The 15217-nt window shown below is 65.2% G+C and carries 13 protein-coding genes; 12 read left to right on the forward strand and 1 reads right to left on the reverse strand.

The window, feature by feature from the left end:
* Positions 1 to 8 precede the first annotated feature (8 nt).
* The 11 genes from ispC to ACFSQR_RS15080 are packed head-to-tail and all read left to right on the forward strand — an operon-like array spanning position 9 to position 11623.
* A complete protein-coding gene (gene ispC, locus ACFSQR_RS15030; RefSeq protein WP_377730751.1) occupies positions 9 to 1190 on the forward strand; it encodes a 1-deoxy-D-xylulose-5-phosphate reductoisomerase in 1182 nt (393 codons plus the stop codon).
* A complete protein-coding gene (gene rseP / locus ACFSQR_RS15035; RefSeq protein WP_377730752.1) occupies positions 1187 to 2524 on the forward strand; it encodes an RIP metalloprotease RseP in 1338 nt (445 codons plus the stop codon). The genes ispC and rseP overlap by 4 nt, the downstream gene beginning before the upstream one ends.
* A 55-nt stretch (positions 2525 to 2579) precedes the next feature.
* Positions 2580 to 4919 carry an outer membrane protein assembly factor BamA gene (bamA, locus tag ACFSQR_RS15040; protein ID WP_377730753.1) on the forward strand — a complete coding sequence of 780 codons (2340 nt, stop codon included), beginning with the start codon at positions 2580 to 2582 and terminating at the stop codon, positions 4917 to 4919.
* Between the two features lie 16 nt (positions 4920 to 4935).
* Positions 4936 to 5457, forward strand: a complete 522-nt coding sequence (locus ACFSQR_RS15045; RefSeq protein WP_377730754.1) for an OmpH family outer membrane protein — start codon at positions 4936 to 4938, stop codon at positions 5455 to 5457.
* Between the two features lie 9 nt (positions 5458 to 5466).
* Positions 5467 to 6516: a UDP-3-O-(3-hydroxymyristoyl)glucosamine N-acyltransferase gene (lpxD, locus tag ACFSQR_RS15050; RefSeq protein WP_377730755.1), complete on the forward strand. Its 1050-nt coding sequence runs from the start codon at positions 5467 to 5469 to the stop codon at positions 6514 to 6516.
* The gene (fabZ, locus tag ACFSQR_RS15055) at positions 6513 to 6998 is read left to right on the forward strand and encodes a 3-hydroxyacyl-ACP dehydratase FabZ (protein WP_377730756.1); all 486 of its coding nucleotides are present in this window, start codon (positions 6513 to 6515) and stop codon (positions 6996 to 6998) included. The genes lpxD and fabZ overlap by 4 nt, the downstream gene beginning before the upstream one ends.
* The gene (lpxA, locus tag ACFSQR_RS15060) at positions 6998 to 7786 is read left to right on the forward strand and encodes an acyl-ACP--UDP-N-acetylglucosamine O-acyltransferase (protein ID WP_377730757.1); all 789 of its coding nucleotides are present in this window, start codon (positions 6998 to 7000) and stop codon (positions 7784 to 7786) included. The genes fabZ and lpxA overlap by 1 nt, the downstream gene beginning before the upstream one ends.
* Positions 7770 to 8939: a lipid-A-disaccharide synthase gene (gene lpxB, locus ACFSQR_RS15065; RefSeq protein ID WP_377730759.1), complete on the forward strand. Its 1170-nt coding sequence runs from the start codon at positions 7770 to 7772 to the stop codon at positions 8937 to 8939. Before lpxA ends, lpxB begins: the two co-directional genes overlap by 17 nt.
* Entirely contained in the window at positions 8936 to 9619 is a 684-nt protein-coding gene (gene rnhB / locus ACFSQR_RS15070) for a ribonuclease HII (RefSeq protein WP_377730760.1), read from the forward strand. The genes lpxB and rnhB overlap by 4 nt, the downstream gene beginning before the upstream one ends.
* The gene (locus ACFSQR_RS15075; protein WP_377730761.1) at positions 9616 to 10401 is read left to right on the forward strand and encodes a TrmH family RNA methyltransferase; all 786 of its coding nucleotides are present in this window, start codon (positions 9616 to 9618) and stop codon (positions 10399 to 10401) included. Before rnhB ends, ACFSQR_RS15075 begins: the two co-directional genes overlap by 4 nt.
* Before the next feature lie 4 nt (positions 10402 to 10405).
* Entirely contained in the window at positions 10406 to 11623 is a 1218-nt protein-coding gene (locus ACFSQR_RS15080; protein WP_377730762.1) for an EAL domain-containing protein, read from the forward strand.
* A 100-nt stretch (positions 11624 to 11723) separates the two neighbouring features.
* On the opposite strand, the gene ACFSQR_RS15085 is transcribed toward ACFSQR_RS15080, so the two are convergent.
* Entirely contained in the window at positions 11724 to 12572 is an 849-nt protein-coding gene (locus ACFSQR_RS15085; RefSeq protein ID WP_377730764.1) for a pyruvate, water dikinase regulatory protein, read from the reverse strand.
* A 122-nt stretch (positions 12573 to 12694) separates the two neighbouring features.
* Here ACFSQR_RS15085 and ppsA point away from each other — a divergent pair, with 122 nt between their 5' ends.
* Positions 12695 to 15124 (forward strand): phosphoenolpyruvate synthase, encoded by a 2430-nt coding sequence (gene ppsA, locus ACFSQR_RS15090; protein ID WP_377730765.1) that lies wholly within the window; start codon positions 12695 to 12697, stop codon positions 15122 to 15124.
* Positions 15125 to 15217 lie beyond the last annotated feature (93 nt).

Genomic DNA, 15217 nt, shown 5'->3' on the forward strand with positions numbered 1-15217 from the left:
GGCTTTCCATGCAACGCATCACCATCCTCGGCGCCACGGGTTCCATCGGCGTCTCCACGCTGGACGTGCTGGCGCGTCATCCCGATAAGTACAGCGTCTACGCGCTCTCCGCGCACAGCCGCATCGACGAACTGGCCGCGCAGTGCGAGGTCTTCCGTCCGCAGCGCGCGGTGGTGGCCGACGCCGAAGGCGCCGCCAGGCTGGCCGCGCTGCTGCGCGCGCGCGGCGTGCATACCGAAGTCGAATACGGCGAGGTCGCGCTGCGCGCCATCGCTTCCTCACCCGACACCGACACCGTGATGGCCGCGATCGTCGGCGCCGCCGGCCTCGGCCCGGCAATGGCCGCCGCTGCCGCCGGCAAGAAGGTCCTGCTGGCGAACAAGGAGGCGCTGGTCATGTCCGGCCAGCTGTTCATGGACGCGGTGGCGAATAACAAGGCCACGCTGCTGCCGATCGACTCCGAGCACAACGCGATCTTCCAGTGCCTGCCGGCCCACTACGGACGCTCGCCGGAAGCGGCGGGAGTCGAGAAGATCCTGCTGACCGCGTCCGGCGGCCCGTTCCTGAACCGCGCCGTCGAGACCCTGGGCGACGTGACGCCGGAACAGGCCTGCAAGCACCCCAACTGGAGCATGGGCCGCAAGATTTCGGTCGACTCGGCCACCATGATGAACAAGGGCCTGGAGGTGATCGAGGCGCACTGGCTGTTCGGCGCCCCCGCCGAGCGCATCGAGGTGGTGATCCATCCGCAGTCGGTGATCCATTCGATGGTCTCCTACAACGACGGTTCGGTGCTGGCAGAACTGGGCAACCCCGACATGCGCACCCCGATCGCGCATGCGCTGGCGTACCCTGAGCGGATCGCCTCCGGCGTCGCTCAGCTCGACCTGACCCGGATCGGCACCCTGCAGTTCTACCAGCCCGACTTCGAGCGCTTCCCCTGCCTCGCGCTGGCCTTCGACGCGCTGCGCGCCGGCGGCACTGCCCCCGCCGTGCTGAACGCCGCCAACGAAATTGCGGTGCAGGCCTTCCTCGACCGCCAGATCGGCTTCCGCGACATCGACCGCGTGGTCGCGCGCGCGATGGACGACGTGTCCAATACCGGCGCCGTCAGCATCGATGACGTGCTGGCCCAGGACAGCCTGGCGCGCGAGAGCGCCGCACGCACGGTCGCACGCCTGGCGCGATGACCTTCCTTACCACCGTCCTGGCGTTCCTGCTGGCCCTTGGGCCGCTGATCGTTTTCCACGAGCTGGGACACTACGCCGTGGCGCGCCTGTGCGGCGTGAAGGTGCTGCGCTTTTCGATCGGCATGGGCAAGGTGGTGTGGTCGCGCCGTTTCGGCCGCGACCAGACCGAATGGGCCGTGTCGGCGCTGCCGCTGGGCGGCTACGTCAAAATGCTGGACGCGCGCGAGCTGCCGCCGGGATCGGTGAGCGAGGCCGAGCGCGGACGCGAATTCACCGGCAAGACGGTGTGGCAGCGCATTGCGATCGTGGCCGCCGGCCCGCTCGCCAATTTCCTGCTCGCGATCGTGGTGATCAGCGGGTTGTATATGTATGGCGTCGAGGAGCCTTCCACCCGTATCCGGACTGTCCCGGCGCAGAGCGCGGCCGCGGCTGCCGGCCTGCAGGGCGGGGATGTGGTCACCGCGGTGAACGGCGAACCGGTCCAGGCCTGGTCGGAATTGCGCATGGCGCTGCTCGATGCGGTGCTGGAGAAGGAGGCGGTGCGGCTTGAGCTGCGTCGCGGCGGCGCTGCTGCCACGGCCGAATTGCCCGCCGCGGCGGTCGCGCGCATCGACGTCGAGTCCGACATCGCGGCCGGGCTCGGACTGGCGGTCTGGCGTCCGAAGGCCGCCATCGGCGAGGTCCCGCAGGGCAGCGTGGCCGCCGGCGCGGGCCTGCGCAGCGGCGACGTGGTGCTGGCGGTAGATGGCAGGCCGGTGGTGGACGGCATCGAATTCATCGACATCGTGCGCGCCAGCGCCGGGCGTCCGCTCACGCTCGACATCGAACGGGCAGGGCAGCGCCTGTCCCTCGCGCTCACCCCGCAGGCCGATCCCAAGACCGGCAAGGGCCGGATCGGCGCCGAGCTGTCGCTGGCGCCGGAAATGGTGAGCGCGCCTTCGGGGCCGTTCGCAGCGCTCGCCAAGGCCTGCGCCAGCACCTGGGATACGATCACGCGCACCCTGTCGATGATCGGCAAGATGGTCACGGGCGAGGTCTCGTGGCGCAACGTGACCGGCCCGATTACCATCGCCGACTACGCCGGACAGACCGCACGCATGGGGCCGGAAGTCTTCCTGAACTTTATCGCCTTTATTAGTATCAGCTTAGGCGTGATGAATTTGTTACCGATCCCCGTTCTTGATGGGGGGCTTTTACTGTATTATTCGCTGGAAGTTTTGACTGGCCGCCCCTTATCCGAGCGAGTCGGTGCATTTGCCCAGCGCCTTGGGGTGGGGCTGCTGTTCACGCTGATGGCCCTGGCCTTCTTCAACGACATCATGCGCTACTTGTGAACCGCCACGTCATCCCCGGCCGCGCAGCAATCCGTATAGAACCATTGATTAGCCAATGAAATTACATTCCGAACGTTTTGCCTTGCCCTTCTTTCGCCGCAGTCTGATTGGTGCAGCTGCCGTGGCACTGTGTGCCGGTCCCGCTTTCGCAGTCGAGCCATTCGTCGTCAAGGACATCCGCGTCGAGGGGATCCAGCGTACCGAAGCAGGCACCGTGTTCTCCTACCTGCCGGTGCGCGTTGGCGAAACGTTCAATGACGAGAAGGGCATCGCCGCGCTGAAGGCGCTGTATGCGACCGGCATCTTCAAGGACATCCGCCTGGAGGAAGACAATGGCGTGCTGGTGGTACTGGTCGAAGAGCGCCCGGCGATCGCCAGCGTGGACTTCACCGGCACCAAGGAATTCGAGAAGGACCAGCTGATCAAGGCGCTCAAGGAAATCGGCGTGGGCGAAGCCAAGACCTTCGACAAGGCTGCGGTCGAACGCGCCGAGCAGGAACTCAAGCGCCAGTACCTGTCGCGCGGCATGTACGGCGTCAAGGTGACCACCACCATCACGCCGCTCGAACGCAACCGCGTGGACGTCATGCTCAACGTGGACGAAGGCGACATTGCGCGCATCCGCCAGATCAACTTCGTCGGCAACAAGACCTTCTCGGACAAGGAACTGCGCGAAGTGCTGGAGCTGTCCACCAGCGGCTGGTTCACCTGGTACTCCAAGGCCGACCAGTACTCCAAGCAGAAGCTGACCGGCGACATCGAGTCGATCAAGTCCTTCTACCTGGACCGCGGCTACCTGGAAGCGAACGTGGAGTCGACCCAGGTCGCGATCACGCCGGACAAGAAGGACATCTACCTGACCATCAACATCACCGAAGGCGAAAAGTACACCGTCTCGGACGTGAAGATCGAAGGCGAGATGTTCGGCCGCGAGGAAGAACTGAAGTCGCTGATCCTGCTCAAGCCCGGCAAGACCTACGCCGGCATCTTGCTGACCGAATCGAACAAGCGCATCTCGGACCGCATGGCCACCTTCGGCTACGCCTTCGCCAACGTGAACGCCAACCCGGAAGTGAACCGCGAGAAGCGCGAAGTCGCCTTCACCTTCTACGTGGACCCGGGCCGCCGCGCCTACGTGCGCCACATGAACATCGCGGGCAATACCACCACGCGCGACGAAGTCATCCGCCGCGAGTTCCGCCAGTTCGAAGGCGCCTGGTACGACGCCAACAAGGTCAAGCTCTCGCGCGACCGCGTGGATCGCCTCGGCTACTTCAAGGACGTGACGGTCGATACGCCGGAAGCGCCGGGCACCTCCGACCAGGTGGACGTGAACCTGACCGTGGTCGAGAAGCCGACCGGTAACTTCATGATCGGCGGCGCGTTCTCGCAGGCCGAGAAGTTCACCTTCTCCGCCGCGATCCAGCAGGCCAACTTCGCCGGTTCCGGCAATACGGTCGGCATCGAACTGAATACCAGCCGCTACGGCCGCACGATCGCGTTCTCGCACATGAACCCGTACTACACCGAGGAAGGCGTCTCGCGTGCGTTCGAGATCTATACCCGCACCTCGCGCCCGCCTGCGCTGAACATCGGCTCGTATACCGTGCGCCAGCAGGGCGGCCGCATCAGCTACGGCGTGCCGTTCTCCGAATCTGATACCGTGTTCTTCGGCCTGGGCTTCGAGCGCACCGAGATCGAAACCGACGACACCTCGCCGGAGCGTTTCAAGGACTACATCCGCCAGTTCGGCAATTCGCCGGTCGAAGGCGTGGGTTCTGCGACCACCAACGCCTTCCCGCTGACCGCCGCCTGGGCGCGCGATTCGCGCGACTCGGCCACCACGCCGTCGATCGGCGAGTACCAGCGCGCCAACATGGAGCTGGACCTGTTCGGCGATTCGAAGTACGTGCGCGCGGTCTATGCGCACGAAATGTACAAGCCGATCACGCGCTGGATGACGCTGGCGGTGAAGGGCGAGATCAACTACGGCAAGGGCCTGCGCGGCACCCGCTACCCGGTCTTCAAGAACGTGTACGCCGGCGGTATCGGTTCGGTGCGCGGCTACCTCGGCTCCTCGCTGGGTATCGTCGACCCGCAGTTCGGCGATGCGCTGGGCGGCGCCACGCGCCTGATCGGCAACGCGGAACTGCAGTTCCCGTTCCCTGGCAGCGGCAAGGATCGCAGCCTGCGCTGGTTCGCATTCAGCGACGTGGGCCAGGTCTACCAGGAAGGCGAAAAGCTGTACCTGTCCAAGCTGCGCGCTTCGGCCGGCCTGGGCGTGAGCTGGATTTCGCCGGTGGGACCGCTCAAGTTGAGCTATGCTAAGCCTTTGAACGCAAAACCGGGCGACCGCCTGGAACGTTTCCAGTTCCAGATGGGTACCGGCTTCTGATTGGATTGCGACATATATGAAAACCGCATTTGCATCGCTGAATTTGGCAATGGTCCTGGTGCTCGGCGTGGCCACGGCCGCGCAGGCCCAGGTGCCGTCGCCGGCCTACAGCGCACGCATCGGCTGGGTCAGCACCGAACGCCTGTTTACCGAGTCCAAGCTGGCCAAGAATGCGGATGCCCGCATCGAGGAAGAATTCTCGAAGCGCCAGAAGGCCATGCAGGACCAGATTGCGCAGTTCAAGGCAATGTCCGAGAAGTTCGACTCGGATAATCCCAGGCTGAACGAAGCGGAGCGCACGCGCCGCACGCGCGAACTGGTCGACATGGAAAAGGACCTGCAGCGCAAGCAGCGCGAGTTCCGCGAGGACCTGGCCCAGCGCAAGAACGAAGAACGCGCCAACATCTCCCAGAAGGCGTACCAGCTGATCCAGCAGATCGCGCGCGAGGAAAACCTCGACGTGGTGCTGCAGGATTCGGTGTGGTTCAATCCACGGATCGACATTACGGACAAGATCCTCAAGCAACTGGACAAGTAAGGTTTTACCATGGGCACTCGACTGGCTGAACTGGTCGAACGCTTCGGAGGGCAACTGGCGGGTGACCCGGACCTGGAGGTTTCAGGGATCGCGCCGCTGGCTGACGCGGGCGCTTCGCACCTCAGCTTCCTCTCCAACAGCAAACTGCGCGCACAGGCGCTGGCATCCCGGGCCGCAGCCCTGATCCATTCGCCCGCCGACGAGGAGGCGCTTGCCGCCGGCTTCGCGGGCGCGCGCATCGTCACCAAAAACCCGTATGCCTACTTCGCCCGCGTGGCGCAGTATTTCTTCTCGCTGACCGAGGTCAGGCCGGCGCCCGGCATCCACCCGAACGCGGTGGTGGCGGCAGGCGCCCAGGTTGATCCGAGCGCCCATGTGGGCCCGTTCGTGACGATCGAGGAGGGCGCCCGCATCGGCGCGGGCGTCGTGATCGGCGCCGGCTGCTTCATCGGGCGCGACGCCGTCATCGGCGAGGACACCCGGCTGTTCCCGAACGTGACCTTCCATGCGCAGTGCGTGATCGGCAAGCGCGGCGTGCTGCATTCGGGCGCCGTGATCGGCACCGACGGCTTCGGCTTTGCCAACGAAGGCGGCGTGTACATCAAGATTCCGCAGACCGGGCGCGTGGTGATGGGCGACGATGTCGATATCGGCGCCAACACCACGGTGGACCGCGGCGCGCTGGCCGATACCGTGATCGGCAACGGCGTCAAGCTCGACAACCTGATCCAGATCGCCCACAACGTCGAGATCGGCGACCACACCGCCATGGCCGGCTGCGTCGGCGTGGCCGGCAGCACCAAGATCGGCAAGCATTGCATGTTCGGCGGCGCCGCCATGATCAACGGCCATATCGAGATCGTTGATAATGTCTACGTTACCGCGGCAACGATGGTGCCGAACTCGATCCGGGAAGCGGGCCAGTACACCGGCTTTTTCCCGGTCGCGCCAAACAAGGAATGGGAACGCGCGGCCGTACTCGTGCGCAACCTCGAGAAGATGCGCGATAAGATGCGCGAACTCGAAAAACAAGTCAAAGCACTCACTGAAACCAAATGACCACTACTGAAAACAAGACCCTCGACATCACCCAGATCAAGGAGATGCTGCCACACCGTTACCCGATGCTGCTGGTGGACCGCGTGCTGCACTGGGAAGCGAACAAATCGATCACCGCCATCAAGAACGTGACCGTGAACGAAGAGTTCTTCAACGGCCACTTCCCGCACAAGCCGGTCATGCCGGGCGTGCTGATGATCGAGGCGATGGCGCAGACCGCCGCGCTGCTGTCCTTCCTGACCGCGGGCGTCAAGCCGGACGAGAACTCGGTGGTGTATTTCGTCGGCATCGACAATGCGCGCTTCAAGCGCCCGGTCGGTCCTGGCGACCAGCTCAAGATGGATGTCGAGATCCTGCGCAATTCGCGCGGCATCTGGAAATACAAGGCAGTGGGCACCGTCGACGGCCAGGTGGCCCTGGAAGCTGAACTGATGTGCACCATCCGTTCCACCACCGACGCGAGCCAGGCTGTGGGGCTTTGATGGCAACGATTCACCCGACCGCCATCGTTGACCCCAAAGCGGAGCTCGATGCCAGCGTCGAGATCGGCGCGTACACGATCATCGGTCCGCATGTGCGGATCGGCGCCGGCACCGTGGTCGGCCCTCATGTGGTCATCGAAGGCCACACCACGATCGGCCGCGACAACCGCTTCTTCCAGTTCTCGTCCATCGGCGCACAGCCGCAGGACAAGAAGTGGGCGGGCGAACCGACCCGCCTGGAGATCGGCGACCGCAATACCATCCGCGAATTCTGCACCTTCAATACCGGCACGGTGCAGGACAAGGGCGTCACGCGCCTGGGCAACGACAACTGGATCTCCGCCTACGTGCACCTGGCGCACGACTGCGTGGTGGGCAACCACACGATCTTCTCGAACAACGCGCAGCTCGCGGGCCACGTGGAGATCGGAGACTGGGTCATCATGTCCGGCTACGCCAACGTGCACCAGTTCTGCAAGATCGGCGCGCATGCCTTCGTCGGCATGAGCACCAGCCTGACCCAGGACGTGCCCCCGTTCGTGCTGTTGTCCGGGAACCCGGCGGCGGCGCACGGCGTAAATATCGAAGGCATGAAGCGGCGCGGCTTTACCCGCGCCCAGATCGACGGCGTGCGCGCGGCGTACAAGGCGATCTACCGCTCCGGCCTGACGCTGGAGGAGGCCAAGCAGGCGCTCGTGCAGCAGGAAACCGACATGCCCGAGGCAGCCGCGGAAATCCGCGCCATGCGCGAGTTCCTCGGCGTCGCGACCCGTGGCATCGTCCGCTGACATATCGGTAGCGCTGGTCGCCGGCGAGGTCTCCGGCGACATGCTGGCGGGCCGGCTGCTGGCCGGACTGCGCCCGATGCTGCCGCAGGCGCGTTTCCACGGCATCGGCGGGCCGAAGATGATGGAGCAGGGCTTCGTATCGGACCTGCCGATGGAAAAGCTGACCGTCCGTGGCCTGTTCGAAGTGATTCCACGTTACCGCGAGATCCGCGCCATCCAGAACACGCTGCGCGACCGCCTGCTGGCGGAGCGCCCGGACGTGTTCATTGGCGCGGACTACCCCGGTTTCAACCTGGGGCTGGAGCAGCAGCTGCGCGCAGCCGGCATCCCGACCGTGCACTTCATCAGCCCGCAGATCTGGGCCTGGCGCGGCGGGAGGATCAGGAAGATCCAGAAGGCCGTCTCGCACATGCTGGTGGTATTCCCGTTCGAGGAAGAGATCTACCGCAAGGCAGGCGTGCCGGTGACCTACATCGGCCATCCTCTTGCCGAAATGATTCCAATGGAGCCCGACCAGTCGGCTGCGCGCCACACCCTGGGCCTGCCCGACAGCGGAAAAGTGGTCGCGATCCTTCCCGGCAGCCGCATGGGCGAACTAAAATACCTGGTGGAGCCGTTCCTGAAGGCCGCGCGCCTGCTCTACCAGCGCGACCGGTCGCTGCGCTTCGTGGTGCCGATGGCCGGCGAGCGCCAGCGGGCGTTCTTCAACGAGCTGGTGGCGCGCCACCGGATGGAGGACGTGCCGGTGGAGCTGGTGGACGGCCAGTCGCACGCGGTGATCGCGGCCAGCGACGCGGTGCTGGCGGCATCGGGCACGGCGACGCTGGAGGTGGCGCTGTTCAAGAAGCCGATGGTGATCGCATACAAGGTGCTGGGCGCCTCGTACCAGATCATGAAGCACATGGGTTACCTGCCGTGGATCGGCCTGCCCAACATCCTGGCGCGCGACTGGGTGGTGCCGGAACTGATCCAGCACGAGGCCACGCCCGAGAAGCTGGCCGAGGCGATGTGGACGCAGCTCACGGACGAGGAAAACCGTGCCCGGCTGCGCCAGCGCTTTACGGACATGCATCACAGCCTGCTGCGCGACAGCAGCAAGGAAAGCGCGCAAGCGGTAATGAACATCATCGAATCGACAAGGCAGCAGGCATGAGCAAGGAACAGGCGGGGTTATTCGATTTCGACCCCGATAACGTGGGCGACGAGATCGTCTGCGGCGTGGACGAGGCGGGCCGTGGCCCGCTCGCGGGGCCGGTGTTCGCGGCCGCCGTGATCCTCGATCCGTCGCGCCCGATCGACGGGCTGCGCGACTCCAAGAAGCTCACGGCCGAGCGCCGCAACGAGCTGGGCATCCTGATCCGCGAGAACGCGCTGGCGTGGGCGGTTGCCAAGTGCTCGGAGGCGGAGATCGACCGCCTGAACATCCTGCATGCGTCGATGCTCGCCATGAAGCGCGCGGTCCACGCGCTGCAGACCATTCCCACCCTGGCGCTCATCGATGGCAACCGCTGCCCGCGCATGAAGGTGCGCTCGATCGCCATCATCGAAGGCGACGACAAGGTGCATGCCATCTCTGCCGCCTCGATCCTGGCCAAGACCGCGCGCGACGCGGCGCTGGTCAAGCTGCACCGTAAATACCCGCAGTACGGCTTCGACCAGCACAAGGGCTACGCGACCGAACTGCACCTGGAGATGCTGCGCCTGCACGGCCCGTCGCCGGTGCACCGCCGCAGCTACGCCCCGGTGCGCGAGCTGCTCGAAGCGCTGAATCCCGCCGAGCCGCTGCCGGAACTGCAGCCGCTCATCGCGATCCAGGCCGCGTTCCCCGAATGAAGACCATCACCTCGCGCGAGAATCCGGTCTACAAGGAGCTCAAGCAGCTCGCCACCAGCTCGCAGGCGCGCCGCAAGACGGGCCGGACCCTGCTCGACGGCGTGCACCTGTGCCAGGCTTACCTCGACCTGCGCGGGTCGCCCGTGCATTGCATCGTCGCCGAGCCGTCGCTGGCGAATGCGGAGGTCGCCGCCATCGTGGAGCGCTGCGAGCGCGCGCGCGTGCATGTCACCTCCCTGCCGGAGGCGCTGTACAACGCACTGTCCCAGGTCGAACACGGCGTCGGCGTGCTGTTCCTGATCGATACCCCGCTGGCGCAGGCGCCATCCGCGCTGAGCGTCAACAGCGTTTTGCTGGACAACCTGCAGGACCCGGGCAACGTCGGCTCGATCCTGCGCAGCGCTGCCGCGGCTGGCGTGAAGCAGGTGTTCTGCGCGCCCGGCACGGCGTTCTGCTGGTCGCCCAAGGTGCTGCGTGCGGCGATGGGCGCCCACTTTGTGCTCGACATCTTCGAAAACGCCGACCTGCCGGCGCTGGTGCGCGGCGCCCGCATCCCGGTGCTGGCCACGAGCGGCTATGCCGACCGCCGCCTCTACGACGTGGACTTGCGCGGCCCGGTGGCCTGGGTGCTGGGCCACGAAGGGCAGGGCGTGTCGCCCGCCCTGCTGGAGCTGGCGACGCAGCGCGTGGTGATCCCCCACCTGGGCAAGGTGGAGTCGCTCAACGTCGCCGCGTGCGCGGCAGTGTGCTTTTTCGAGCAATTGAGGCAAAATCAAGCTTGATCGCTTGAAACATTTCACCGGAGTCATGATGGACATCGCGCACTTGCACTTTTTGGTCGCCGAAGGGGATCAGTCCCAGCGCCGCGCGCTCGCGGAGATGCTGGGCAGCCTCGGCGCCAGCCGCATCACCGAAGTGCCGGACGGCCTGGCGGCGCTGCGCTGCTTCCAGGACTCCTTCACGCCGCACCTGGACGTCGCCATCATCGACCTGGACCTGACCGGCATGGACGGCCTGGAACTGCTGCGCACCCTCGGCAACGAGAAGGTGCGCGTGCCCGTGATCGTCACCGGCAGCCAGGGCCGCGACGTGATGTTCTCGATCGAGACGCTGGCCGCGGCCTTCGGCGTCGAGCTGCTCGGCACCATCGCGCGCCCGGTCACCGAGCAGAAGCTCGAAGCGCTGCTGGCCAACTACTCCGCGCCGCAAGCGCATCCGCGCAGGGCCGTCCCTTCGTTCACGTTCGCCGAAGTGGGCGTCGGACTGCAGCAGCGCCAGTTCGAACCGTTCTACCAGCCCAAGATCGAGCTTGAGACCGGGCAGGTCAAGGGACTGGAGACGTTCGCGCGCTGGCGCCACCCGGAGCACGGCATCCTCGGCCCGGCCTCGTTCATCGACGCGCTCGAGCAAAACAACCGGGTCGATTTCCTCGACTGGACCATGATCGAGCTGTCGGTGCAGGGCTGCCGCGTCCTGCAGGACAAGGGCATCCCGATGTCGATCTCGATCAACCTGGCGCCCGAGACGCTGGCGCACCCGTCGTTCATGCAGCAGATCAAAGCGTGCGTGGAGCGGCACCGCGTGCTGCCCGATTACATTACGTTCGAGATGCCGGAATCGTCGGTGCTGACCCAGGACCCGGGCTTCCTTGAGCGCCTGGTGCGCCTGCGCATGCTGGGCTACGGCCTGGCGATCGACGACTATGGCACCGGGCGCTCGAACCTGCAGCTGCTGGCGCGCATTCCGTTCTCGGAGCTGAAGATCGACCGCAGCTTCGTCGATGGCGCGTCCAGGAAGCGGCCGCTGTCCACGGTGCTGTCCACCTGCCTGGGCCTGGCGCGCAGCCTGGACCGGCAGTCGGTGGCGGTTGGCGTCGAGACCAAGGCGGACTGGGACTTCCTGCAGGGGATGGGATGTACCTATGCGCAGGGATACCACATTGCGGCGCCGATGGACATCAATGCGTTCCCGGGCTGGCTGGCCGACTGGCGGCAGTTCTTCTGAAGCGCAAGGGGACTGACCCTGCGGGCCTGTCCCCTGACTTTCCACCGCCAGCTTCAAAGTCCGGGGCCATACCCGTAGGGTCAGACCCCAACCCACACGCTCAATACTCGCGGCGGTCCGGCTTGATCTCCTGCAGGATCGTGGTCGCGATCTCCTCGATCGACTTGGTGGTGGACGACAGCCACCGGATCCCTTCGCGCCGCATCATGGCTTCGGCCTCGTTGATCTCGTAGCGGCAGTTCTCGATCGACGCGTACTTGCTGCCGGCACGGCGCTCGTTGCGGATCTCCGACAGCCGCTCCGGCGTGATGGTCAGCCCGAATATCTTTTGCTTGAACGGCGGCAGCGACGACGGCAGCTTGCCGCGCTCGAAGTCGTCCGGGATCAGCGGGTAGTTGGCCGCCTTGATCCCGTACTGCATCGCCAGATACAGGCTGGTCGGCGTCTTGCCCGACCGCGACACCCCCACCAGGATCACATCGGCGGCCGCCAGGTTCTTGTGCGACTGCCCGTCGTCATGCGCGAGCGAGAAGTTGATCGCCTCGATGCGGTTCTTGTATTCCTCGCTGTCGACGATATTGTGCGAACGCCCGATCGTGTGCGTCGACTTCACGCCCAGCTCCTGCTCCAGCGGCGCCACGAATGTCTGGATCAGGTCCATGTGCATGCCGTTGGCCTGGCGGATCACGTCCGCAAGGCGCGGCTGCACCAGCGTCGAGAACACGATCGGCCGCTGGCCGCACGAGTTGTACACGTCGTTGATGCGGCGGACCGCCTCGCGCGCCTTGTCCACGTCGTCGATGAACGGGAGGCGCACCTGCCTGAAGCGCATCTCGAACTGCGTCAATACAGCATGGCCGAAGGTTTCAGCGGTAATACCAGTGCCGTCCGAGACAAAGAAAACGGTGCGGGCAGAGGTCGGAAGGCTTTCCCGTGGATCTGTGGTCATAAATTCCTATGAGGCTGTAAAATACTTGCAAACGTTTCATTGTGCTGCACGACCCTAAGAATAACAAGAACCCGGTTGCCAGGCCCGCGTACCAGTTTCCATCATAGTAAGGGTGTTTAACCATGACCAGCAGTTTCAACGCAGTTCTCAAGGAGGAGGACAACGCGGTGTTTGTCGCGTCGTTCGAAGATTTGCGCATGACGGATGTCGAAACCGTCGGCGGCAAGAATGCATCGCTCGGTGAAATGATCAGCCAGCTGGCGCATGCCGGCGTGCGGGTGCCGGGTGGCTTCGCCACCACGGCGGCGGCGTTCCGCGATTTCCTGACCCACACGAAAAGCGGCGGCCTGCCGCTGGGCGAACGCATCGCGCAGCGCCTGGAAGGCCTGGACACCGACGACGTGCGCGCGCTTGCCGCGGCCGGCGCCGAGATCCGCCAGTGGATCCTCGAAACGCCGTTCCAGCCACGCCTGGAGCAGGAAATCCGCGAATTCTACGACCGCCTGGTGGCCGATTCGTCGACCGAAATGTCGTTCGCGGTGCGCTCGTCGGCAACCGCCGAGGACCTGCCGGACGCCTCGTTCGCAGGCCAGCAGGAGACTTTCCTGAACGTGGTCGGCATCGACAACGTGCTGGAAGCGATGAAGCACGTGTTCGCATCGCTGTACAACGACCGCGCGATCTCGTACCGCGTGCACAAGGGCTTCACCCACGCCGAAGTGGCGCTATCGGCCGGCGTGCAGCGCATGGTGCGCTCGGACCTGGGCGCATCGGGCGTCATGTTCACGATCGACACCGAGTCCGGCTTCAAGGACGTGGTGTTCATCACGTCCAGCTACGGCCTGGGCGAGACGGTGGTGCAGGGCGCGGTCAATCCGGACGAGTTCTACGTCCATAAGCCGATGCTCGAACTGGGCAAGCTGCCGGTCATCCGCCGCAACATCGGCTCCAAGCTGATCAAGATGGAATTCACCGACGAAGCCAAGGCTGGCCGTTCGGTGCGTACCATCGACGTGCCGGTCGAGATGCGCAACCGCTATTCGCTGAACGACGCCGAAGTCGTGGAACTGGCCAAGTACGCCGTCATCATCGAGAACCACTACGGCCGTCCGATGGACATCGAGTGGGGCAAGGATGGCCGCGACGGCAAGCTGTACATCCTGCAGGCGCGCCCGGAGACGGTCAAGTCGCAGGTCAAGGGCACCGATGCGCAGCAGCGCTTCAAGCTCAAGGGCACCGGCACCGTGCTGGCATCGGGCCGCGCGATCGGCCAGCGCATCGGCGCCGGTCCCGTGCGCGTAATCCACGATCCGTCCGAGATGGAACGCGTGCAGCCGGGCGACGTGCTGGTGGCCGACATGACCGACCCGAACTGGGAGCCGGTGATGAAGCGCGCTTCCGCCATCGTCACCAACCGCGGCGGACGCACCTGCCACGCGGCGATCATCGCGCGCGAACTGGGCGTGCCGGCAGTCGTGGGCTGCGGCGACGCGACCGAGACGCTCAAGGACGGCACGCTGGTGACCGTGTCCTGCGCCGAGGGCGACGAAGGCCACATCTACGACGGCCTGCTGGAAACGGAAGTGTCGGAAGTGGCGCGCGGCGAACTGCCGCCGATCCCGACCAAGATCATGCTGAACGTCGGGAACCCGCAGCTGGCCTTCGACTTCCAGTCGGTGCCGAACGCCGGCGTGGGCCTGGCCCGCCTCGAGTTCATCATCAATAACAACATCGGCGTGCACCCGAAGGCGATCCTCGAATACCCGAACATCGACGCGGACCTGAAGAAGGCGGTCGAATCGGTCGCGCGCGGCCATGCCTCGCCGAAGGCCTTCTACATCGACAAGCTGGCCGAAGGCGTGGCGACCATCGCCGCCGCGTTCTGGCCGAAGCCGGTCATCGTGCGCCTGTCCGACTTCAAGTCGAACGAGTACAAGAAGCTGATCGGCGGTTCGCGCTACGAGCCGGACGAAGAAAACCCGATGCTGGGCTTCCGCGGCGCGGCGCGCTACCTGGCCGAGGACTTCGCCGAATCGTTCGAGATGGAGTGCACCGCGATGAAGCGCGTGCGCGAGGACATGGGCCTGACCAACGTCGAGATCATGGTGCCGTTCGTGCGCACGCTGGGGCAGGCCGAGAAGGTGGTCGAGCTGCTGGGCCGCAATGGCCTCAAGCGCGGCGAGAACGGCCTGCGCCTGATCATGATGTGCGAGGTGCCGTCCAATGCGATCCTGGCCGACCAGTTCCTCGACCACTTCGACGGCTTCTCGATCGGCTCGAACGACCTGACCCAGCTGACGCTGGGCCTGGACCGCGACTCCGGCATGGCGTTGCTGGCAGCGGACTTCGACGAGCGCGACCCGGCCGTCAAGGCGCTGCTGTCGATGGCGATCAAGGCCTGCCGCGCGCGCGGCAAGTATATCGGCATCTGCGGCCAGGGCCCATCGGACCATCCGGACTTTGCCGCCTGGCTGATGTCCGAAGGGATCGAGTCGATGTCGCTCAATCCGGACTCCGTGATCGACACCTGGCAGAAGCTCGCCGCCCGTTAAAGCCACCTCACCCGTCGTCCCGGCGAAAGCCGGGATGACGGGTCGGTTGAGCTTGTCGACCAAACGGTAGACAACAGTCAACAAAATGGTTGA

This window comes from Pseudoduganella sp. GCM10020061 (assembly GCF_042683405.1).
Lineage (GTDB): Bacteria > Pseudomonadota > Gammaproteobacteria > Burkholderiales > Burkholderiaceae_D > Telluria.